This is a genomic window from Lentzea miocenica (assembly GCF_033949945.1).
Taxonomy (GTDB): Bacteria; Actinomycetota; Actinomycetes; order Mycobacteriales; family Pseudonocardiaceae; genus Lentzea; species Lentzea miocenica.
On the sequence record NZ_JAXAVW010000001.1, the window covers coordinates 428,952 to 449,054 of the forward strand.

The window sequence follows — 20,103 nt, forward strand, 5'->3', positions numbered from 1 at the left end:
GGCGCTGACCAGGATCCTGGCCCGCTAGGCGCTTTCGGCGGCCGCGGCCCGTCCGGCGGACCGCCCGGAGAACAGGCAGCCGCCGAGGAACGTGCCCTCCAGCGCGCGGTACCCGTGCACGCCGCCGCCGCCGAACCCGGCGACCTCGCCCGCCGCGTAGAGACCGGGAATCGGCTGGGCGTTCGGCCCGAGCACCCGGCTCTGCAGGTCCGTCTGCAGGCCACCCAGCGTCTTGCGGGTCAGGATGTTCATCCTGATCGCGATCAACGGGCCGGCGCCGGAGTCCAGCAGCTTGTGCAGCCCTGCCGTGCGGGCGAGGCTGTCCCCGCTGTAGGCCAGCGAGTTGCGGATCCCCATCACCTGGATGTCCTTGGAGAAGGGGTTGTCGACCTGCTGGTCGCGGATGGTGATCTGCCGGCGCAGCTCGTCCAGGTTGATCAGGTTCTGGCCGGTCAGCTGGTTCATCCCCGCGACGAGGTCCGGCAGGTTGTTCTTGATGACGAAGTCGACGCCCTTGTCCATGAACGCCTTCACCGGCGGCGGCGTGCTGTTGAACAGCCGCATCGCGATGTAGGCGGCGAGGTCCTTGCGGGTGATCTCCGGGTTCTGCTCGGATCCGGAGAGCACGAACTCCTTGTCGATGATCTTCTTGTTGAGGACGAACCACGAGTAGTCGTAGCCGGACTTGCCGATCAGCTCCAGCGTGCCGAGCGTGTCCAGCGACGGGATTCCGGGGTTCGGGAACCGGCGGCCGCGCGCGTCGAGCCACAGCGACGACGGCGCGGCCAGCACGCGGATGCCGTGGTCCGGCCAGATCGGCGTGTGGTTGATCATGCCCTCGGTGTAGTGCCACATGCGGTCGCGGTTCACGATCCGGCCGCCGGCCAGCTCGGTGATCGCGAGCATCCTGCCGTCGACGTGTGCGGGCACGCCGGTGATCAACCGCTGCGGTGCCGGGCCGAGACGTGACGGCCAGTTGCGCCGCACCAGGTCGTGGTTGGCGCCGATGCCACCCGAGGTGACGATCACCATCGGGGCGTGCAGCTCGAAGTCACCGACCTTGGTGCGGGAGCTGGGCGTGCCGCGCTTGGCGGTGCTGGGTTCCAGGACGGTGCCGCGCACACCGGTGACGGCGCCGTTGGTGGTGATCAGGCCGTCGACCTGGTGCCGGAACTTGAAGGTGACCTTGCCGTCGCGGACGGCGTCGCGGACCTTCTTCTCGAACGGCTCCATCACGCCGGGGCCGGTGCCGAGCGTCATGTGGAAGCGCGGCACCGAGTTGCCGGGCCCGTCGGCGAGCTGCCCGCCGCGCTCGGCCCAGCCCACGATCGGCACCCACCGCACACCCAGCCCGTACAGCCAGTCGCGCTTCTCGCCGGCGGCGAAGTTCAGGTAGGCCTCCGCCCACTTGGCGCCCCAGTAGTCCTCGCCCGTGGGGTCGTTCACCCCGCGGTCGAACCCGGCGGTGTTGAACCAGTCGGCGCGGGCCAGTTCGATCGAGTCCTTGATACCCGCGGTCCGCTGCTCGGAGGAGTTGACGAAGAAGAGCCCACCGAGCGACCAGAACGCCTGGCCACCCAGGCTGGCCTCGGGTTCCTGATCCAGCAGCAGCACCTTGCGGCCCGCCGCGGCGAGCTCGGAGGTCGCCACCAGCCCGGCAAGGCCGTGCCCGACCACGATCACGTCCGCGTCGACTCTCGGCGCCGCCCCGGCGACCACCTGCCCCAGTGTGGCGCTCGCCGCGATCGCGCCACTCGCGGCAAGCAGGTTGCGGCGGCTGATGTTCAGGTCTGACATCGCAGGGCCTTCCTCATTGAAGACTGTGCCGTTGAAGTGCAGGGCCAACGCGAATTACTCTCGCGTAAAGCAACTAACCAGCAACCGCCGAGCGGGGGATAGGGTCCCGCCACCAAACGGCGACGGCTGTGTTGTGGCCGTCACACAACCTGCGTGCGGAGGCGTTGTGCCGGGTATGTCCGCGATGGTCCGGCAGGTGCTCGAAGCGGTCGCCGCCGACGACAAGGTGGTCGAACGGGTCGTCGACGCCGCGCGAAGCTACTCGCCCGAGGTCGCGCGGCTGCCCGCGGAGGAGAACCGGCGGCACATCGCCTTCCTGCTGTCCGAGGGGATCGCGCACCTCGAACGCGGTGGGGCACCCGATGACGGCGACTTCTCGGCCGCACTGTCGCTGGGCGCCGACCGTGCGGCGCAGGGCGTGTCCATGGCGGGGCTGCTGCGCGGTGTGCACGCCGGACGCACCGAGCTGATCCGGGCGGCCGTGGAACTCGCGCGGTCGTTGGGGGTCGCCGACGGCACGATCCTGGACTTCATGATCGACCTGGACCACTACGTCGGCGCCGTCGAGCGGCACATCATCAGCGGGTATCACACGGCTGAGCTGCAACTGTCCCGCACGGCCCGCGATCTCAACGCCCAGGTGCTGCGGCGGCTGCTCGTGTCCGGTGAGTTCCCGGACGCCTCCGAACTGGCGCGCGCCGGCCTACGTCCTGATGGGCGCTATCACTGCGTTGTCTCCGGTGTCACGGATCCGAGCCACGCGCGGACGTTGGAACAGCGCCTGCACTCGTTCGGCGGCGTGTACGGGCTGGTGGAAGGGCGTTTGGCCGGACTGACGCACGTGCCGCCGTCGTGGTCGGACGATCTGCTCGTGGTGTCGCCCGCGACCCCCTTGAAGTCGTTGCGGGGGACCTACTCGATGTGCACGCAGGCGCTGGCCGCCGCCGGGGCCTCGCTGGGTGTGCAGCAGCTGACGGATCTCGCTGGTGAGACCGCTCTCGCGGCGTTCCCGGGACTCGCCGGCACGCTGGCGGACTCGCTGCTGGGCCAGCTCGACCCGAAGAGCACGTTCCACCACGAGATGGTGGCGACGGCGTTGTGCTACCTGGACAACGGCGGCCGGCTCAGTGCGACGGCCGCGGCGCTGCACATCCACGCGAACACCGTGCGGTACCGGCTCGACCGGCTGGTGGAGCTGACCTCGGTCGATCTCGGCGAGAACCCGGACGCACGCCGGTCGCACGTGCTGACGACGCTGCACACCTGGTGGGCGCTGCGGTCGTGGATCGACCGCAGCGCCAGGTGAAGCTCTCAGGTGGTGATGCGGTAGAAGTTCGCGTAGTGGTCCGGCGAGAAGTAGACGTAGCCGTTGGTGCGGTCCCGGACGATCCGGTACGCGTCCCGCGAAGCACCGCAGGCCCGCGGGTAGACGTCGAACTCCTGGTAGGTGTGGCCGGCCGGCAGCTGGCCCTCGCGGTTCTGGAACGTGCCGCCCGCGAAGTTGCACTGCCCGTTCGGCCAGTCGTACCAGTCGCGCTGGGTCGGGTAACCCTTCGATCGCCACGTCGAGTTGGCGGTGACGGCCGCCGAACATCGCGACTGCGTGCAGGAGTTGTAGACGGCGGCGTCGGCGGCGGGCGTGACGACAGTGGTCACGCCGAGCACGGAAGCGACGATCGCGAGAGCGGTGAACAGGCGACGTGTCCAGTGCGGTTGCAGGGTTTGCACTTCAGACCTCCATCGGCAGGGATCGTTGGACGTCGTGATCTTTTCCGTTGATCACCACGAGCCGGTGAACGGCGGGGAACCATCCGTGCAACGGCTGTGACCGCTTCACGTTCGCACAAATGGCGCAGCCATGGGCCAAACATCGGCTCTTCACCGATCACAGCCTCTGAACGCCCGAGTTGATCAACTCCGAACAGCCGATTGCATGCGCTGCCACCGGCGATAAATTTGTCCTATGGCAGCACGGAAGCACTTGTTGGTGCTGTTGACCCTGTTCCTCGCCGCCTGCACGGCAGAGCAGGGCGGCACGCCTCACCCCGCACCACGAGTCTCTTCTCCTCCGCCGGTGGAGAACCTGCCGTCCACAAAGGTGCGGTCCATCTTCGACGGCCGCACGGTCGAACTGGCGGACGGCACCCGCGCCCGCATCTCGCTGCTGGCCGAACCGGCCTCGTGCACCGCTGCCGCGGCGCTGGACTTCGCGACGAAGACGTTGCTGGACAAGGAAGTCCGCGTCAACAGCATCACGCCCGGCGAGGTGTCGCTGATGCTGCCGGACGGCACCGACTTCGCGCTGGCGGCCGTGTCGGCCGGGATGATGCGCACCTCCGGCGTGGACGGAGGCCCGCTGATGGACGCGGAAACCAGGGCGTCCAAGGCGAAACTCGGGCTTTGGGCGGAGGAGTGTCCAACCTCGACTCCCGCGCCACCGCCGCCCACCTCGACTTCCGCCGCTCCGCCGCCCGCGTCGCCCTGCGTGGTCGTCTACCGGATCACCAGCACCTGGCCCGGCTCGTTCCAGGCGGAGGTGACCGTGCGCAACGTCAGCGGTGCCCTGATCGACGGCTGGACGTTGCGCTGGCAGTTCACCGACGGCCAGACCGTGACGCAGATGTGGAACGCCACGGCATCCCAGTCCGGCGCCGATGTGAGCGTGACCAACGCCGGCTACACCTCGCTGATCGTGGCCGACGGCTCGATCTCGCTCGGGTTCAACGGCACCGTGAACGGCCTCAACGCCGTGCCGACCACGTTCACGCTGAACGGCGCCGCCTGCACCACGGGCTAGTCGCTAGTGCTTCTGCCACCACTCGATGACGACGCGGGCGTACTCGTCCGCGTTCTCCTCCCACGCGAAGTGGCCGGCGTCGATCAGGTCCAGCCTGCTGTTCGGCAGCCGTTCGTGCAGGTACTCGGCGTTCGACACCGGCACGACCGGGTCGTGCTCGCCGTTGATCAGCTGGACCGGCGTGGTGATGGCGGGCAGCAGACCCCGCAGCGTCCGCAGGTCGGTCGGGTAAGCGCGGACGTACGCCATCTGCTCGACGAACCGCCGCGGTCCCTGGTACGCGGCGAGGTAGTCCTGCCGCACCACGTCCGGCAGCTCGTAGCCCTCGACGGCGTCCATGGCGATGTTCACCACGTCCTTGGGTCCCAACGCCTGGTACGGCGCGAGGTCCGCGTCGTGCACCCACTCGTGCAACGGGCTGCCCAGGTCGGTGGGGACGAGGGCGCCGCCGCTGCCGATCACGACACTGCGGAACCTCTCCGGGTGCGCGGCCGCGGCGAACAGCGACGCGCTGGTGCCGACGTCCGGGCCTACGACGTGCGGCTTTTCGAGCTCGAACGCGTCGGCGATCTTGACGATGAACTCGCCCATGGCGCTGGGGCTCATGAGGTCCTCGCGCAGCTCGGAGTGCCCGAAGCCGGGCAGGTCGACCGCGATCAGGTGAGCGTGTTCGGCCAGACGTGACCAGGTCGCGTCGTAGGCGTAGATGCTCTCCGGCCACGGGCTGAGCAGCAGGGCGGCGGGCTTGTCCGCGGCGCTCTCGGCGTACCGGATCGACAGTCCGTCGATGGTGCGGAAGCGCGGGTTGATTTCGTTCATGACTCCAATATGACCGGTCGTCTTGAAATCGTCAAGGGTTGAGACGACCGGTCATATTCGATCTGCTCAGTGCAGGAGGACGTCGAACGCGACCGTGAAGAACGCCTGGAACGACGACCCGTCCTTCGCGGCGCGCTCACCCACGATCGCGCCCTCCCAGGCGTTGACCAGGAACCGGCCGAGCGTCGCGGCGTCCTGTGCCGGCGTCACCGACCCGTCCTCCTGCGCCTCACGGATCGCCGCCGTGATCGCCCCGGCCCAGTGGTCGAAACCGTCCTGGACCCCCTCGCGGATCGCCGGGATGTGGTCGGCCGCCTCAACGCTGAAGTTGCCGTACACACACCCACGCTCGTAGTCGAACTCGACGATGTCCTTGGCGAGGAACTCGAAGTGGTCCCGCAACCTCGTCAGCGGTGCCACTTTCTTGTCCGCCAACGTCTCGAGGTGCCGCGACTCGCCGTAGCGGTCCATCACGACGAGGGCGAGCGCTTCCTTGCTCTCGAAGTGGTTGTAGAACGAGCCCTTGGGCACGCCGGCGCTGTCGGTGATCAGCTTGACGCCCGCCGCGTTGTAACCGTGCTTGTGGAACTGCTCGTACGCGGCGTCGACGATCTGCTCTCGCACACTCGGCCTGGGCATACTTCCAATATGAGCGGTCGTCTCGGCCGCGTCAAGTCGGTCCGGCTTCCGTTCAGCGGAAACCTCCAGTCGACGACCTCGGGTTCTCCTGCCTAGCGTTTGGTCGTGTGACGACCAGCCAGCACGAGATCAGCGACGAGATCGCGAAGCTCCAGGCCGACTCACCGAAGGGTGCGCCGCTGCTGGACTTCCCGCCGTACCGCAGCACCCTGCTGCGCCACCCGACCAAGGAACTGCAGCTCGTCGATCCCGAGGGCGCCGAGTTGCTGGCCCCGGTGTTCGGGCACTCCGACGTCGACGCCGTCGAGTCCGACCTGACCATTCAGCGCGGTGGCGAGCCGATCGGTGAACGCATCCGCGTGCACGGGCGCGTGCTCGACGGCGATGGGCGTCCTGTCCGGCGTCAGCTCGTGGAGATCTGGCAGGCCAACGCCGCCGGCCGCTACTCACACCAGGGTGACCAGCACCCGGCGCCGTTGGACCCGCACTTCACCGGTGTCGGCCGCTGCATCACCGACGACGACGGCTGGTACTCGTTCACCTCGATCAAGCCGGGGCCCTATCCGTGGCGCAACCACCACAACGCCTGGCGGCCCGCGCACATCCACTTCTCGTTGTTCGGCACGGACTTCACCCAGCGCCTGATCACGCAGATGTACTTCCCCGGCGACCAGTTGCTGGCGCTGGACCCGATCGCCCAGTCGATCACCTCACCGGGCGCCCTGTCCCGGCTGATCGCGACCTACGACCACGCCCAGTCCGAGCACGAGTGGCTGCTCGGCTACCGGTGGGACATCGTGTTGACCGGCAGCCACGCGACCTACCTGGAGCCGTCCGATGACTGAAACCCCCGGGCAGACCGTCGGCCCGTTCTTCCACCACGCGCTGGCCTACCCGGGCGACTCCGAGCTGGTGCCGTTCGGCTCGGCCGGATCCGTTGTGCTGCACGGACACGTCTACGACGGCGAGGGCACGCCGGTGCCGGACGCGATGATCGAGATCCGGCAGGCCGACGCGTCCGGCGTGGTGCCGAAGGTCGGCGGGTCGTTGCGGCGGCGCGGGGCCGGGTTCACCGGTTGGGGGCGGTGTTGCACGGACGGCGCCGGGCACTACTGGTTCAGCACCGTTGAGCCGGGGTTGCCGTTCTTCGCGGTGACGGTGTTCGCGCGCGGGTTGCTGGATCGGCTCTTCACGCGGATCTACCTGCCCGAGGCTTCCGGCGCTGTCGACGGGTTGGTGGCCACGCGCGAGCCGGACGGGCGGCTGCGGTTCGACATCCATCTGCAGGGGCCGTCCGAGACGGTGTTCTTCAAGTTCCCGCGGACCTGATCATGTTGCCGGGGTCGTATCGCGCTGCCGGGCTGGTGGATGACGCCGCGCTGGTGCGGGCGATGCTGTCGGTCGAGGTCGCTTGGACTCGGGTGCTCGGTACTTCGGTTTCGCTGGGGTCCTGGGTTCCCGTGCTGGATCCTCGTGACGTCGAGGCCGCGGGGAATCCGGTGTTGCCGCTGGTTTCTGCTTTGCGTGAGCGGGTTTCCGATCCGGTCCACACTGGACTGACCAGTCAGGACGTGCTCGACTCCGCGCTCATGTTGCTGGCGCGCGGGGTGTTGACGCGCGTTTCCGCTGATCTGGAACGGGTTGCTGGCGCGCTCGCCCGGTTGGCCGACGAGCATCGGGCGAGCGTGATGGCGGGGCGGACGTTGACGCAGTTCGCAGTGCCGATCACGTTCGGGCTGAAGGCAGCGCGGTGGCTGGTGGGCGTGCTGGACGCGTTGGACGAGCTGGATGTCGTGGCACGGAACCTGCCGGTGCAGTGCGGGGGAGCGGCGGGGACGCTGGCTCGGGTGGGGCCGGATCCGATCGCGGCTGCTTCCTCGTTCGCCGAGCACCTGGGGCTGGTGTGGCCTGGGATGCCCTGGCACACGTATCGCGCGCCGGTCACGCGGCTCGGGGATGCGGTGGTGCGGGCTTGTGACGCGCTCGGGGTGATGGCCGCGGATCTGCTGACGTTGGGGCGGCCCGAGATCGGTGAGGTTCGTGAGGGTGCGGTGGCGGGGCGGGGTGGGTCGTCGACCATGCCGCACAAGCGGAATCCGGTGCTGTCGGTGCTGGTGAACAGCGCGGCCTTGCAGGCGCCGCAGCTGGGGGCGCAGTTGCACCTTTGTTCGGCGCGGGCGGTCGACGAACGTCCGGACGGAGCCTGGCACGCGGAGTGGCCGGCGTTGCGGTCGTTGCTGGAGCTGGCGGTGGTGGCGGCCTCGCAGGCGGTGGAACTGGTCGAGGGGCTTGAGGTGCACGCCGACGTGATGGCGCGCCGGGCTCGTGAGGCAGCGGGCGAGCTGTTGGCGGAACGGGGCGGTGGCACGGATCCGGCCTCGTACCTCGGGGCCGCGGAGTCGTTCGTGGACCTGGTTCTGGAGCGATGGGAGAAGCGGTGTCCTACGACGACGGCATGAAGGTCCGGCGTGAGGTGCTCGGGGACGCGCATGTCGATCGGGCCGCGCCGGACGAGTTCACGCAGGACTTCCAGGAGTTCATCACCCGGTACGCGTGGGGCGAGATCTGGACGCGGCCTGGGCTGGACCGGCGGATGCGCAGCGCGATCACGCTCACGGCGTTGATCGCGCGGGGACATTGGGACGAGTTGAAACTGCACGTCGCCGCGGCACGGCGCAACGGGTTGAGCGCCGAGGAGATCGGCGAGGTGATCTTGCAGAGCGCCATCTATTGCGGAGTACCCGCGGCCAACCACGCGTTCGCGGTGGCACGGCAGGCCTTGAAGGAGTTCTCATGACGCGCACCCAGGTCGGCATCGTCGGCGCGGGACCGGCCGGGCTGATGCTCTCGCACCTGTTGTCGCTCAACGGAATCGACAGCGTCGTGGTCGACAACAGGACGCGCACGGAGATCGAGCACACGGTCCGCGCCGGCATCCTGGAGGCCGACAGCGCGCGGTTGCTCGTCGACACCGGGGTGTCCGATCGCGTGTTGCGCGACGGACATCCGCACGAGGGAATCGACCTGCGGTTCGGCGGCGAGAGCCATCGCGTCGACTTCCGCGCGCTGGTGGGCGAATCGGTCTGGCTCTACCCGCAGACCGACGTGTTCGTGGACCTCGCGAACGCCCGCGTGCGCGACGGCGGCGACGTGCGGTTCGGCGTGAGTGACACGTCGGTCGACCTCGACGAACCCGCGATCCGCTTCACCGACAGCGACGGCGTCCGCCAGGAAGTGCGCTGCGACCTGCTCGTGGGCGCGGACGGCTCGCGGTCGATCTGCCGGGCCCAAGTGCCAGAATCCCTGCGCACACACAGCTTCCGCGAATACCCGTTCGCCTGGTTCGGCATCATCACCGAGGCCCCGCGCAGCGCACCCGAACTGGTCTACGCCCACTCGCCGCGCGGGTTCGCGTTGATCAGCCAGCGCACCGCGACCCACCAGCGGATGTACTTCCAGTGCGACCCGGAGACCGACCCCGCGTCCTGGTCGGCCTCGCAGATCTGGGAGGAACTGCAGGCGCGGGTCGCCGGACCGGACGGGTTCACGCTGAACGAGGGCCCGATCACCGAGAAGACGGTGCTGCGCTTCCGTTCGTTCGTCGCGGAACCCATGCGCCACGGCAAACTCCTCCTCGCCGGCGACGCCGCCCACACCGTCCCGCCGACCGGCGCGAAGGGCCTCAACCTGGCGCTGGCCGACGTGAAGGTCCTGGCCGAGGTCATCGAACGCGCACTGCTCAAGAACGACGTCGACGCTCTGGACGAGTACGGCCCGCGCGCGCTGGACCGCGTGTGGAAGGCGCAGCACTTCTCGTACTGGATGACGACCATGCTGCACGCCCTGCCCGGCGCGACGGACTTCGACGTGCGGCGGCAGCTCGGCGAGCTGCGATCGGTGGTCGGGTCGGAGGCGGGGTCGAGGTTCCTGGCCGAGGGCTACACCGGCCGCTGGCCCGCATAGGCGAGCAGCTCCACCTCGCCACCGACGTGACCGGGCGGCACAACGGCGAGCGCGTCGGCGAGCGCGGCACCCCACAGCGAGCCGGGGCGGTCGTGGCCGACGGGGACAGCTGTTGCGCCCGTTCTGGTGACGGGGATCAGGCGGGTGTCTCTCAGGTGAGCGCCGACGTCCGGGAGCCAGGCGGTGATCGGCGGGCGGACGGTGCGGCCGCCGAGGGCGTCGAGGAGTGGCTGGAGCAGGGTCAGGACCGCGGCCAGGGCGGCGAACGGGTTGCCGGGCAGGCCCACCACGCGGCGGCCGTCGGGCAGGACGGCGAGCAGCATCGGGTGGCCTGGGCGGCAGGAGACGCCGCTGACCAGGATCTCGGCGCCGAGGTCCGCGAGTACGCGGCGGAGATGGTCGGCCGGGCCCACTGAGGTGGCGCCGCAGGTGACCAGGACGTCGGCTTCGGCGGTGGTGAGGGTGCTGGCGGGGGTGGGCGGGTTGTCGGTTTCGGTGGTGGTGAGGGCGCTGGCGGGGGTGGGCGGGTTGTCGGCTTCGGCGATGGTGAGGGTGCCGGCGAGGGCGGACGGGTCGTCGCGCAGGTGGGTGGTGCCGAGGAGGTCGGCTCCGGCGAGCAGGCCGGGGAGCATCGGGCTGATGGCGTCGCGGACTCGGCCGGGGTGGGGCGGGCCGGAGTGGAGGAGTTCGTCGCCGGTCACGATCACGGCCACGCGGGGGCGGCGGTGGACCAGGAGGGTGTTGTGGCCGGCGGCTGCGGCCAGGCCCAGGACGGCGGGGGTGACGGGGGAGCCGGCGGGGACGAGCTCGTCGCCGGCGGACCAGTCCTCACCGCGGCGGCGGATGTGTTTGCCGGGCTGGGAAAGGGCTCCCCGCACCAGCGCTCCTTCGACCGCGCACAGCTCCACCGGGATCACGTAGTCCGAGCCGTCCGGCACCGGCGCACCCGTCGCCACCGCGAACGCCTCCCCGGCACCCAGCCGCACACCAGGCACCGGATCGCCGGCGGCCACCCGCCCGACAGCAGTCCACGGGCCGGGCCCGCACACCGCGTACCCGTCCATCGCCGAGGTGTCGCAGGTCGGCTGGTCGGCGAGGGCCCGCACGGCTGAGGCGAGCGCGAGGCCCAGCCCGTCGGCCAGGGGTACCTCGACGGCGTCCAGCGGCTTTGCCGCTTCCCGTGCCGTCTGACGGGCCAACGTCCAGGGCATGTTCATCAGGGCTCCCGTGGTATAGCCTACCTCATACTGTATGCAATCCTCGGGACGGGGTGAAGGGCATGCCAGTCGCGACTTACGTCCGTGATCACGTCGGCAGGCTCTACCGGGTGGGTGAGACCGACGTCGAGGTGTCGGGGCGCTCGCGCCGGGTGGTGTTGTGGGCGGCCTGGGCGGCGATGCTCGCGGCCGGCATCGGGCAGTACGGCTTCGGGGTGTTGATCCCGCAACTGCGGGACCGGTGGAGTGTGCCGGAGTTGTTCTGGGCCTTGGCGTTGTGGACCGTGTGTCAGGCGGGCACTGCGTTTCCGGCGGCCTGGTTGAGGCAGCAGAACAGACTCACGGCCACCGGTGCCATGTGGATCGGCGCGATCCTGTGCGGAACCGGGCTCTTGACGCTCGGGCAGGGGCAGCTGGTCGGATATGCCGTGCTTGGCGGGATTGGCGCCGGTCTGGTTTACGCGACGTGTCTGGGCACGGTCGTTCGCTGGTATCCGGAGCGCGTCACCAGGAAGGTCGCGTTCGTCAGCGCGGCGTTCGCGTACGGGTCGGTGCCGTTCGTGATCGCCGCCGGGATTCTCTTCAGCGACGTCAACGGATTCCTCACGCAGGCCGCCATCGCGATCACCGTGATCGTCGCGGTCGCGGGTGCGGTGCTGAAGGACCCGCCCGAGCACTGGTGGCCGCCGCACGTCCAGCCGCGCGAGTGGGCGCTGGACCGGGCGCGGGTGCCGAACCGGGCGGCGCTCAAGGAGTTCAGGCCGGAAGAGGCCATGCGGTGCGGCACGTTCTGGTGGCTGTACGGCGGTATCGCGTTCGCGGCGGCGGTGTCGCTTTACGACCTGGCGTATCTGCCGTTGTTCGTGGGCGACAAGGTGCTCGGGGCGATCGCGTTGGCCACGCTCGCTGCCGCCACCGGCACCGGACGCGTGCTGGTCGGGTGGATCTCGGACCGCATCGGGCGGCGGAAAGCGCTGGTCTGGACGTTGGCTACCGGTGGAGTGGCGCAGTTCGTGTTGTTGTACTCGCAGAACACGGCGGGGCTGTTGATCGGCGCGACGCTCGCGGGCCTCGGCACCGGGTGCTGTTACTCGCTGCTGGTGGGCGTCACCAGGGAGTACTTCGGCGAGACGAACGGCGCGCAGAACTTCGGTGTGCTCTACACCGCGAAGGCCGCCGGTGCGCTCCTGGCAGCCGTCGTCCTCGCTTCCCAAGGGCCCGCGTTCGCGTTCATCGCGGCCGGGGTGCTCGGGCTGGCCGGGGCGGTGCTCACCAGGCACCTGTCGCAACCGGGAAGGCCGCGGCTGTGAGCCGCGTGCCCCGGCTCGCGAAAGGCTGGCACCGGACGCCCGCGGACGGCTGTTGCCTGATGGAACTGACGTCGTTGCTCGCGGGCGAGGTGTGGTCGGACCGGCCCGCCTGCGTGCATCCGGTGCTGGCGTGCGTGGCGCGGTGCGTCAACGATCAGTCCACTGAAGACGGTCGCCGCGAGCTGTTGCCGTTCGCCACCAAGGTGATCGGGACGGAGAAGGGGCCGACGCGGAGACTCGTCACGCACTGCGTGCGCAGAGCCGGGATCGCCGTGCCGTGGTGGTGGCCGCGCGACTGGGTCGTGGCCAGGGCGGTGCGGGCGATGACCGGGGACGAGGTGTTGCGGCGCTTGCTCGACGAGTGCGTCGCGATCTGCCGGGAAGCCACCGAGAAGGAGGACCCACGTGGGACGGGTGACGAGCAGGCGGCGCGTGGTGCGGCTGGTGGACGACGCGGCCACCTCGCGACCGGACACGCTGGCGGTCGAGGAACCGCTGGAGATCCGCGTGGGAGGCAGGTCCCTCGCCGTGACCATGCGCACGCCGGGTGACGACTTCGACCTCGCCGCGGGCTTCCTGGTCAGCGAAGGCGTCGTGCGCAACCCGTCCGACATCGCCTCCATCCGCTACTGCGCGGGCGCGACGAGCGATGGCGGCAACACCTACAACGTGCTGGACGTGGGTCTTGGCGAAGGCGTCGCGCCACCTGACCCGTCGATCGAGCGCAACTTCTACACCACCTCGTCGTGCGGGCTGTGCGGCAAAGCCAGCCTGGACGCCGTGCGCACCACCGCGACCTGGCAGGTGGCGGCCGACCCGATCCGGCTCGACCCGAGGACGATCACCGAGTTCCCGACGAAACTCCGTGCCGCGCAACGGGTCTTCGATCGCACCGGCGGGCTGCACGCGGCCGGGCTGTTCGACGCCGGCGGCAACCTCCTGTGCCTCCGGGAAGACGTCGGCCGGCACAACGCGGTGGACAAGGTCGTCGGCTGGGCCACCCGCGACGGACGGCTGCCGCTGACGAGCACGGTGCTGATGGTCAGCGGCCGGGCGTCGTTCGAGCTGGTGCAGAAGGCGGTCATGGCCGGGATTCCGGTGCTCACCGCGGTGTCCGCGCCGTCGTCGCTCGCCGCCGACCTGGCCGAGGAGATGGGCGTGACGCTGGTCGGGTTCTTGCGGGGCACGTCGATGAACGTCTACACGGGAGGGCATCGCCTCGGCGTCACGGCCGGGGCGCGTTAGTCCGTAAGGAGTCCTCCGCGCGGATGATGCCGCGCGGCGGACGCGATCTTGAGCGAACCCGCATAGCGTTCCCCCCATGTTGACTGTGAGGGGGATCAGCCGGAGCTTCGGCGATCTTCGGGTCCTCGACGAGGTGAGCTTCGACGTCCGGCCTGGCCGCATGACGGGCTTCCTGGGCGCCAACGGATCCGGCAAGACGACCACGATGCGGATCGTGCTGGGGGTGCTCGCCGCGCACGGGGGTTCGGTGAGCTGGCAGGGCCAGGAGATCACGCCGCAGAACCGGCCGCACTTCGGCTACATGCCGGAGGAAAGGGGCCTCTATCCCAAGATGAAGGTGCGCGAGCAGATCACCTGGCTCGGCCGCCTGCACGGTGTCGAGAGGACGGTCGCGCAGCGCAACACCGACCAGCTGCTCGAGGACCTGGAGCTGACGGACCGGGCGAACGACCGGCTGGAGCAGCTGTCGCTGGGCAACCAGCAGCGCGTGCAGATCGCGGCCGCGCTGGTGCACGACCCCGAGGTGCTGATCCTGGACGAGCCGTTCTCCGGCCTCGACCCGATCGCCGTCGAGACCGTGCTGGACGTGCTGCGCAAGCGCGCGGCGGGCGGGGTGCCGGTGCTGTTCTCCAGCCACCAGCTGGCGATCGTGGAACGGCTCTGCGACGACGTGGTGATCATCTCGAAGGGGCGGATCGCCGCGAAGGGGTCGCGCGAGGAACTCCGGCAGACCCACGCGAGCGACCGCTACGAGATCGTCGTCGCGCAGGACGCCGGCTGGGTCCGCGACGTGCCCGGCACGACGATCCTGGAGCTCGACGGGCCGCGCGCGGTGTTCGAGTCCGCGCCACAGCAGGTCCTCAAGGCCGCTCTGGATCGCGGCGAGGTCCGCTCGTTCACGCCGGTCGTGCCCACGCTCGACGAGATCTTCCGGGAAGTGATCTGACATGGCCGCGGGTACGAAGAAGGCGACATTCGCTCAGGCGACCTGGCTGGTCGCCGAGCGCGAGATGAAGACGTTCGTCAGCACCAAGGGTTTCTGGATCGGGTTCCTCTTCACGATCGTCGGGCTGTTCGCGCTCACCGTGCTGCCGACGGTGTTCGGTGGCGACGACCCGAAGGTCGCGGCGGTCGGCTCGGCCGTGCAGGTGGTGCAGGGCAAGCAACTCGACGTCCGCGAGGTCGGCGACGTCGCCACCGCGGCGGAGCTGGTCAGGACCGACGAGGTCGAGGCCGCGATCGTGCCGGACGGCCGCGGGATCAAGGTCCTCGCGCTGAACGACCCGCCGAACGACGTGATCCGGCAGCTCGTCGAGGCGCCTCCGGTGGAACTGCTGGACGCCTCCGCGGTGAGCTCCGACCAGCGGTTCGTCACGGTGCTGGTGTTCGGGCTGGTGTTCCTGATGTTCGGCATGGGCGGCGCGGCGATCGCGCAGAGCACCGTGACCGAGAAGCAGACCCGGATCGTGGAGATCCTGGTGTCGACGGTGCCGGTGCGGGCGTTGCTCGCCGGCAAGATCCTCGGGCACACGATCCTCACGCTGTGCCAGGTCGTCGTGCTGGCGCTGGTGGCACCGATCGCACTCAGGGTGGCCGGGCAGGCAGAACTGCTGGCGGTGGTGGCGCCCGCGCTCGGCTGGTTCGTGCCGTTCCTGATGCTCGGGTTCGTGCTGATCTCGTCGATGTGGGCGGTCGCGGGGTCGCTGGTCAGCCGGCAGGAGGACCTCGGCTCGACGATGGGCCTGGTGATGATCGCCGTGATGGGCCCGTACTTCGGCGTCCAGTTCTTCTTCGAGAACCCCGCGGTGCTCAAGGTGATGTCGTTCGTGCCGTTCACGGCAGGCGTCGCGATGCCGGTGCGGTTGTTCGCGGAGCAGGCCAAGCCCTGGGAGGCACTGGTGTCGCTCGGGATCCTGGCGACGACCGTCGTGGTGATCCTGCTGGTCGCGTCGCGGCTCTACACCGGCTCGCTGATGCAGACCGGCGCACGGGTCAAGCTGTCGCGAGCCTGGGCACCGGCAGAATAGGCGCATGACCGCTGATCCGATTCGCCTCGCCGTCGTCGGCCTGGGAGCCATGGGCACCCGGATGCTGACGGCGGCGCGGGCACATCCCGACTACACCGTGGTCGCGGGTGTCGACGTCGCACCCCGCACGCTCGACGTCCCCGTCGTCACCTCGCTCGACGACGTGCTGTCCGATGTGGACGCGGTGTACGTCTCGACGCCGCCCGCGTCGCACGCGGAGCTGGTGCTGAAGGCGTTCCAGGCCGGCAAGGCGGTGTTCTGCGAGAAGCCGCTCGCGGTCGACCTCGACGAGGCTCGCACGATGGCCGAAGCCGCCGCGAACCGGCCGAACGCGGTGAACTTCGCGTTGTCGGACATGGTGGCGACCATCGAGATCGAACGGCGGCTGGCGGAGCTGGGCGCGCTGCGGGGCGTGGAGATCAGGCTGCAGTTCCCGCGCTGGCCGCGGGCGTTCCAGGCGGAGGCGGCGTGGCTCGCGCGGTCCGAGCAGGGCGGGTTCGTCCGCGAGGTGTTGTCGCACTTCGTCTACCTCACGGACCGGCTGCTCGGGCCGTTGACCGTCGAGTGGGTGTCGTCGGACTTCCCCGAGCCCGGTGCGGCCGAGGTGGCGGCGCGCGGAGGGCTGCGGGGCAGTGGCGTGCCGGTGCACGTGTCGGCGTTCTCCGGGCTGGCCGGGCCCGAGATCTACGAGTGGACCGTGTGGGGCACCGAACGGTCGCTGCGCCTGGACCAGTGGGCGCTGCTGTCCACTTCGGACGGTGGTGGATGGGAACCGGTGCCGCTGGAGCAGACCGGGTCGGACTATTCACGGCTCACCCTGTTCGCGCAGGCCGTCCGCGGCGAACACCCGCGCGACCTGGCCGACTTCGCGAGCGGGCTGCGGGTGGCCGAGGTGATCGAGGCGTTCCTGCGCTGAAAAGAATTTGACCGGGTTCGGCAGGATCGGGCCAATGGGGATCCTGTTCGTCACGCTCTCAGGCCATGGCCACGTCACACCGACGCTCGCGGTGGTGGAGGAACTGACCAAACGCGGCGCCGAGGTCGAGTACGCCACCGGCGCCGAGCACGCCGAGGCGGTGACCGCGGCCGGTGCGCGCTGGGTGGAACTGCCCGCGCTGCCGGACTTCCACCCGGTCACCGCGAACCCGATCGACGAGTGGTTTCCGCACTACTTCAGGGCGATGAGCAGGGTCTACCCGGTGCTGCTCGACCGCTGCCGCACCGACCGGCCCGACCTGATCTGCTACGACTCGACGAACTGGCCGGCGCGGCTGGTCGCGCGCACACTCGGTATACCGGCTGTACGCACGCTGCCGCACAGCGCGTCGAACGAGCACTACACGTTGATGGACGCCGGTCTGGCCTGGTCCATCGCCGGCGACCTTGCGCGGTTCGTCGCCGAGAACGACCCAGAGAACGACATCGAGCTCGACATCCCGAGCACCATCGAGGCGCCGGAGGCGTGCAGCGTGGTGTTCGTGCCGCGCGAGTTCCAGCCGCTGGCGGAGACCTTCGACGAGTCGTTCCACTTCGTCGGGCCGGTGCTCGGCAGCCGGCTGGACGAGGAGTGGTCACCGCGCCGCGCGGACCTGCCGCTGCTGTTCGTCTCGCTCGGTTCGGTGATGAGCGACCACGACTTCTACCGGGCGTGCGTCGAGCAGTTCGGCGACGGCGGCTGGGAGGTCGCGATGACCGCGCGGGGCGTCGGCGAAGTGCCGGAGAACATCGATGTGCGGCCGGGGTTCCCGCAGCCCGCCGTGCTGAAGCACACCGACGTGTTCATCAGCCACGGCGGCATGAACTCCACGATGGAGGCGCTGCACCAGGGTGTGCCGCTGGTGATCGTGCCGCAGACGCCGGAACAGGCCGCCAACGCCGACCGCGTGGTCGAACTCGGGCTGGGGGAACGGGTCGACGATCACGCGGGCCTGCGCGCGGCGGTCGAGCGGGTGGCCGGGAGCGGCACGATCCGGCGGAACCTCGACCGGATGCGTGCCGCTGTTGGGGCCGGTGGCGGCGCCGCACGGGCCGCCGAGGTGATCCTCAGCCGAGTACTTCGCGCAGCTTGACGCCGAACTCCTCTGGCTTGCCCGCGTAGCCGAACTCGCCGCCCATGAACCCGCCGTGGTGACTGGGGAACACGACGGCTTCCTGGCCGAGCAGCTTCGCGGTGTGCACGGCGGTGCGTGCGGTGAACGCGTTGCCCGTCTCCTCACCGACGGCGATCACGACACGGGTGGGCGCGGCCGCGAGGGCGTCGGCCTTCACCTGGTAGTCCGTGATGGCGAGGGAATCCCGCGACAGCAACGGGTTGTCGCGGGAACCGTCGTCGTCGGCGGACATGCCGAACTGGGCCGGGTCGGCCACCGGCAGCGCGAAGTACTCGTCGGTGTACTCGCCCTGCCACGACGACATGACCATGAACTGTGCCATGCCCGCGCCGGACCCACCTGCGAAGTAGGCGTCGATGAACCCGTCGCGCGCACGGCGGGCGGCCTCCGCGTCGGGCAGCACGTCGATCAACGGCGGCTCGTGCGCGACGAGCGTGACCACGTCGTCCGGGTAGGCCGCCACGAGTTCGAGGGCCGTGACCGCGCCGCCGCTGGACGCGAACAGGTCGACCGGACCACCGACGGCCTGGATCACCGCGTGCACGTCGGCGGCCTGGATCTCGGGCGTGTTGGCGGTGCTGCCGTCCGAACGCGTGCTTCTGCCGATGCCGCGCGGGTCGTAGGTGATCACCGTGCGGTCGCGGAACTGCTCCTTGAGCGCCGCGAAGCCGCTCGCGTCCATCGGCTGGCCGATCATCATCAGCGGACGGCCGCCCTCGCCGTGCACGTCGTAGGTGATCGCTGCGCCGTCGGTTTCCAGAACGTGGGATTTCATTCGGTTCTCCCCAGTGGAGTCAGGTCTGAGCAGCCTAGTCACAGATGTGAATTCCGGAGGGCTGACAAACTGATCGACCTGCATGTATTCCGCTGGTATCAAGGCTCGCATGACACGAACAGCAGTGGTGACCGGCGGCGGCACGGGCATCGGCAAGGCGGTGGCGGCGCGGCTCGTCGAGCAGGGCCTGGACGTGGTGATCACGGGCCGGCGGGAGGACGTGCTGAAGGCGGCGGCCGAGGAGATCGGCGCTCGGGCGGTGGCGTTCGACGCGTCGGATCCGGAGGCGGTGCAGGCGGCGCTGGACGACCTGCCGTCGCAAGTGGACGTTCTCGTCAACAACGCGGGTGGCAACGTGGCTCGTCGCCGTCCCGCACCTGGGAACCTGACCGACGTGCGGGATCTGTGGGTCGCGAGTTACGAGGCCAACGTGGTCAGCGCTGTGCTCGTGACGACCGCGCTGGAGCCGCGCTTGGCCGACAACGCCCGCGTGGTCACGCTCGGCTCGATCGCGGGCCGGCGTGGGTCGGGTTCCTACGGTGCGGCCAAGGCCGCGGTCGAGGCGTGGACGGCGGATCTCGCGTTCACGCTGGGAGGCCGGGGAATCACCGTCAACGTGGTGTCGCCGGGCGTCACCGACGACACCGAGTTCTTCGGCGACACCCTGAGCGAGGAGCGGCGCAAGAAGCTCGTCGGCAACGCGGCGAACGGCCGCGCGGGCACCCCGGCGGACATCGCCGCGGCGATCACGTTCCTGACTTCACCGGAAGCCGGGCACGTCACCGCGCAGGTCATCGGGGTGAACGGCGGAGCCGGGCTCGGACGCTGAGCCCGATCACCGCGACCAGGACGACCAGCAGCGCGATCCAGGAGAACTCGGCGAGGTAGTGCTCGGCCGCCTCGCCGACGAAGTACACAGCCGCTGTCGTGCCACCGGCCCACGCGATGCCGCCAGCTGCGTTGGCCAGGAGGAACTTCCCGTAGTGCATGCCCATCGTGGCTGCCAGCGGACCGGAGAGGATCCGCAGCAACGCCACGAACCGGCCGAAGAAGACCGCCCAGGCGCCGAACCGTTCGAACAGCGCCTGGGCGCGGCCGATCTTGTCCGGGCTGAAGTGGCTCGGGAACTTGTCGCCCGCCCACCCGAAGACGCGCGGCCCGAACCGTTTGCCCAGCGCGTATCCGATGCTGTCACCGATGATCGCGCCCACCGACGCGGCGATGCCGACGATGAGCGGCGAGACGCCGTCGTGGTGTGAGGCCATGAGCGCCGCCGCGACGAGAACGATCTCGCCCGGCAACGGGATCCCGATGCTCTCGATACCGACCACCAGGCCTACGACGACGTAGACCAGCAACGGTGGAACGGTGTGGAGCCACTGGGTTAGCACAACTTCGATCTT

At 69.6% G+C, this 20,103-nt stretch carries 22 protein-coding genes; 14 read left to right on the top strand and 8 right to left on the bottom strand.

Features of this window, described 5'->3' with window-relative positions; translation table 11 throughout:
- Nucleotides 1-24: 24 nt before the first annotated feature.
- Nucleotides 25-1,797, bottom strand: a complete 1,773-nt coding sequence (locus tag SK803_RS02050) for an FAD-binding dehydrogenase (RefSeq protein WP_319963970.1) — start codon at nt 1,795-1,797, stop codon at nt 25-27.
- Between the two features lie 175 nt (nt 1,798-1,972).
- Between SK803_RS02050 and SK803_RS02055 the strand changes: the two genes are divergently transcribed.
- The gene (locus SK803_RS02055) at nt 1,973-3,103 is read left to right on the top strand and encodes a PucR family transcriptional regulator (RefSeq protein ID WP_319963971.1); all 1,131 of its coding nucleotides are present in this window, start codon (nt 1,973-1,975) and stop codon (nt 3,101-3,103) included.
- 5 nt (nt 3,104-3,108) lie between these two features.
- Here SK803_RS02055 and SK803_RS02060 read toward each other — a convergent pair whose 3' ends face one another.
- Nucleotides 3,109-3,525, bottom strand: coding sequence for a ribonuclease domain-containing protein (locus SK803_RS02060; RefSeq protein WP_319963972.1), 417 nt, complete (start codon nt 3,523-3,525; stop codon nt 3,109-3,111).
- A gap of 235 nt (nt 3,526-3,760) precedes the next feature.
- Here SK803_RS02060 and SK803_RS02065 point away from each other — a divergent pair, with 235 nt between their 5' ends.
- On the top strand, nt 3,761-4,594 hold the full coding sequence (locus SK803_RS02065; protein ID WP_319963973.1) for a cellulose binding domain-containing protein: 834 nt from the start codon (nt 3,761-3,763) through the stop codon (nt 4,592-4,594).
- Nucleotides 4,595-4,597: 3 nt separating this feature from the next.
- Here the strand turns inward: SK803_RS02065 and SK803_RS02070 are convergent, their stop codons facing one another.
- Both SK803_RS02070 and SK803_RS02075 read right to left on the bottom strand, forming a co-directional pair.
- Nucleotides 4,598-5,413 carry an alpha/beta fold hydrolase gene (locus SK803_RS02070; protein WP_319963974.1) on the bottom strand — a complete coding sequence of 272 codons (816 nt, stop codon included), beginning with the start codon at nt 5,411-5,413 and terminating at the stop codon, nt 4,598-4,600.
- A 66-nt stretch (nt 5,414-5,479) separates the two neighbouring features.
- Entirely contained in the window at nt 5,480-6,052 is a 573-nt protein-coding gene (locus tag SK803_RS02075) for a TetR/AcrR family transcriptional regulator (protein WP_319963975.1), read from the bottom strand.
- A gap of 107 nt (nt 6,053-6,159) precedes the next feature.
- Here SK803_RS02075 and pcaH point away from each other — a divergent pair, with 107 nt between their 5' ends.
- The 5 genes from pcaH to SK803_RS02100 are packed head-to-tail and all read left to right on the top strand — an operon-like array spanning nt 6,160 to nt 10,015.
- Complete coding sequence (gene pcaH, locus SK803_RS02080; RefSeq protein WP_406601463.1) at nt 6,160-6,897, top strand: protocatechuate 3,4-dioxygenase subunit beta; 738 nt, start codon at nt 6,160-6,162, stop codon at nt 6,895-6,897.
- Nucleotides 6,890-7,381: a protocatechuate 3,4-dioxygenase subunit alpha gene (gene pcaG / locus SK803_RS02085; RefSeq protein ID WP_319963976.1), complete on the top strand. Its 492-nt coding sequence runs from the start codon at nt 6,890-6,892 to the stop codon at nt 7,379-7,381. Before pcaH ends, pcaG begins: the two co-directional genes overlap by 8 nt.
- 2 nt (nt 7,382-7,383) lie before the next feature.
- Nucleotides 7,384-8,511 carry a lyase family protein gene (locus tag SK803_RS02090; protein WP_319963977.1) on the top strand — a complete coding sequence of 376 codons (1,128 nt, stop codon included), beginning with the start codon at nt 7,384-7,386 and terminating at the stop codon, nt 8,509-8,511.
- Nucleotides 8,478-8,849 (top strand): 4-carboxymuconolactone decarboxylase, encoded by a 372-nt coding sequence (gene pcaC, locus SK803_RS02095; protein WP_319963978.1) that lies wholly within the window; start codon nt 8,478-8,480, stop codon nt 8,847-8,849. Before SK803_RS02090 ends, pcaC begins: the two co-directional genes overlap by 34 nt.
- Entirely contained in the window at nt 8,846-10,015 is a 1,170-nt protein-coding gene (locus tag SK803_RS02100) for a 4-hydroxybenzoate 3-monooxygenase (RefSeq protein WP_319963979.1), read from the top strand. The genes pcaC and SK803_RS02100 overlap by 4 nt, the downstream gene beginning before the upstream one ends.
- Here SK803_RS02100 and SK803_RS02105 read toward each other — a convergent pair.
- Nucleotides 9,991-11,232, bottom strand: a complete 1,242-nt coding sequence (locus SK803_RS02105) for a molybdopterin molybdotransferase MoeA (RefSeq protein WP_319963980.1) — start codon at nt 11,230-11,232, stop codon at nt 9,991-9,993. The two genes, SK803_RS02100 and SK803_RS02105, sit on opposite strands and share 25 nt — an antisense overlap.
- 62 nt (nt 11,233-11,294) lie before the next feature.
- Between SK803_RS02105 and SK803_RS02110 the strand changes: the two genes are divergently transcribed.
- Nucleotides 11,295-12,542, top strand: a complete 1,248-nt coding sequence (locus tag SK803_RS02110; RefSeq protein ID WP_319963981.1) for an MFS transporter — start codon at nt 11,295-11,297, stop codon at nt 12,540-12,542.
- Between the two features lie 154 nt (nt 12,543-12,696).
- Here SK803_RS02110 and SK803_RS02115 read toward each other — a convergent pair whose 3' ends face one another.
- Complete coding sequence (locus tag SK803_RS02115) at nt 12,697-12,930, bottom strand: hypothetical protein (protein ID WP_319963982.1); 234 nt, start codon at nt 12,928-12,930, stop codon at nt 12,697-12,699.
- 17 nt (nt 12,931-12,947) lie between these two features.
- Between SK803_RS02115 and fdhD the strand changes: the two genes are divergently transcribed.
- The 5 genes from fdhD to SK803_RS02140 all read left to right on the top strand — a co-directional run bounded on the left by fdhD (nt 12,948) and on the right by SK803_RS02140 (nt 17,883).
- Entirely contained in the window at nt 12,948-13,787 is an 840-nt protein-coding gene (fdhD, locus tag SK803_RS02120) for a formate dehydrogenase accessory sulfurtransferase FdhD (RefSeq protein WP_319963983.1), read from the top strand.
- A gap of 76 nt (nt 13,788-13,863) precedes the next feature.
- Nucleotides 13,864-14,733: an ABC transporter ATP-binding protein gene (locus SK803_RS02125; RefSeq protein ID WP_319963984.1), complete on the top strand. Its 870-nt coding sequence runs from the start codon at nt 13,864-13,866 to the stop codon at nt 14,731-14,733.
- 1 nt (nt 14,734) lies between these two features.
- Nucleotides 14,735-15,814 carry an ABC transporter permease gene (locus tag SK803_RS02130; protein ID WP_319963985.1) on the top strand — a complete coding sequence of 360 codons (1,080 nt, stop codon included), beginning with the start codon at nt 14,735-14,737 and terminating at the stop codon, nt 15,812-15,814.
- Between the two features lie 4 nt (nt 15,815-15,818).
- Nucleotides 15,819-16,730, top strand: a complete 912-nt coding sequence (locus tag SK803_RS02135; protein ID WP_319963986.1) for a Gfo/Idh/MocA family protein — start codon at nt 15,819-15,821, stop codon at nt 16,728-16,730.
- Nucleotides 16,731-16,764: 34 nt separating this feature from the next.
- Nucleotides 16,765-17,883 (top strand): macrolide family glycosyltransferase, encoded by a 1,119-nt coding sequence (locus SK803_RS02140; RefSeq protein ID WP_319963987.1) that lies wholly within the window; start codon nt 16,765-16,767, stop codon nt 17,881-17,883.
- Here the strand turns inward: SK803_RS02140 and SK803_RS02145 are convergent.
- Nucleotides 17,858-18,700, bottom strand: coding sequence for an alpha/beta fold hydrolase (locus SK803_RS02145; protein ID WP_319963988.1), 843 nt, complete (start codon nt 18,698-18,700; stop codon nt 17,858-17,860). The two genes, SK803_RS02140 and SK803_RS02145, sit on opposite strands and share 26 nt — an antisense overlap.
- 109 nt (nt 18,701-18,809) lie before the next feature.
- Between SK803_RS02145 and SK803_RS02150 the strand changes: the two genes are divergently transcribed.
- Nucleotides 18,810-19,529 (top strand): SDR family NAD(P)-dependent oxidoreductase, encoded by a 720-nt coding sequence (locus SK803_RS02150; protein WP_319963989.1) that lies wholly within the window; start codon nt 18,810-18,812, stop codon nt 19,527-19,529.
- On the opposite strand, the gene SK803_RS02155 is transcribed toward SK803_RS02150, so the two are convergent.
- Nucleotides 19,492-20,058: a DedA family protein gene (locus SK803_RS02155; protein WP_319963990.1), complete on the bottom strand. Its 567-nt coding sequence runs from the start codon at nt 20,056-20,058 to the stop codon at nt 19,492-19,494. The genes SK803_RS02150 and SK803_RS02155 overlap by 38 nt on opposite strands.
- Nucleotides 20,059-20,103: the final 45 nt, after the last annotated feature.

Excerpts from the sequence above, each read along its gene's own strand:
- SK803_RS02110 (WP_319963981.1), top strand. The coding sequence starts at position 11,295 with ATGCCAGTCGCGACTTACGTCCGTGATCACGTCGGCAGGCTCTACCGG.
- SK803_RS02050 (WP_319963970.1), bottom strand. The coding sequence starts at position 1,797 with ATGTCAGACCTGAACATCAGCCGCCGCAACCTGCTTGCCGCGAGTGGC.
- SK803_RS02135 (WP_319963986.1), top strand. The coding sequence starts at position 15,819 with ATGACCGCTGATCCGATTCGCCTCGCCGTCGTCGGCCTGGGAGCCATG.
- SK803_RS02145 (WP_319963988.1), bottom strand. The coding sequence starts at position 18,700 with ATGAAATCCCACGTTCTGGAAACCGACGGCGCAGCGATCACCTACGAC.
- SK803_RS02125 (WP_319963984.1), top strand. The coding sequence starts at position 13,864 with ATGTTGACTGTGAGGGGGATCAGCCGGAGCTTCGGCGATCTTCGGGTC.
- SK803_RS02140 (WP_319963987.1), top strand. The coding sequence starts at position 16,765 with ATGGGGATCCTGTTCGTCACGCTCTCAGGCCATGGCCACGTCACACCG.
- SK803_RS02150 (WP_319963989.1), top strand. The coding sequence starts at position 18,810 with ATGACACGAACAGCAGTGGTGACCGGCGGCGGCACGGGCATCGGCAAG.
- SK803_RS02065 (WP_319963973.1), top strand. The coding sequence starts at position 3,761 with ATGGCAGCACGGAAGCACTTGTTGGTGCTGTTGACCCTGTTCCTCGCC.
- SK803_RS02075 (WP_319963975.1), bottom strand. The coding sequence starts at position 6,052 with ATGCCCAGGCCGAGTGTGCGAGAGCAGATCGTCGACGCCGCGTACGAG.
- pcaC (WP_319963978.1), top strand. The coding sequence starts at position 8,478 with ATGGGAGAAGCGGTGTCCTACGACGACGGCATGAAGGTCCGGCGTGAG.
- SK803_RS02130 (WP_319963985.1), top strand. The coding sequence starts at position 14,735 with ATGGCCGCGGGTACGAAGAAGGCGACATTCGCTCAGGCGACCTGGCTG.
- pcaG (WP_319963976.1), top strand. The coding sequence starts at position 6,890 with ATGACTGAAACCCCCGGGCAGACCGTCGGCCCGTTCTTCCACCACGCG.
- SK803_RS02090 (WP_319963977.1), top strand. The coding sequence starts at position 7,384 with ATGTTGCCGGGGTCGTATCGCGCTGCCGGGCTGGTGGATGACGCCGCG.
- SK803_RS02055 (WP_319963971.1), top strand. The coding sequence starts at position 1,973 with ATGTCCGCGATGGTCCGGCAGGTGCTCGAAGCGGTCGCCGCCGACGAC.
- SK803_RS02100 (WP_319963979.1), top strand. The coding sequence starts at position 8,846 with ATGACGCGCACCCAGGTCGGCATCGTCGGCGCGGGACCGGCCGGGCTG.
- SK803_RS02105 (WP_319963980.1), bottom strand. The coding sequence starts at position 11,232 with ATGAACATGCCCTGGACGTTGGCCCGTCAGACGGCACGGGAAGCGGCA.
- SK803_RS02070 (WP_319963974.1), bottom strand. The coding sequence starts at position 5,413 with ATGAACGAAATCAACCCGCGCTTCCGCACCATCGACGGACTGTCGATC.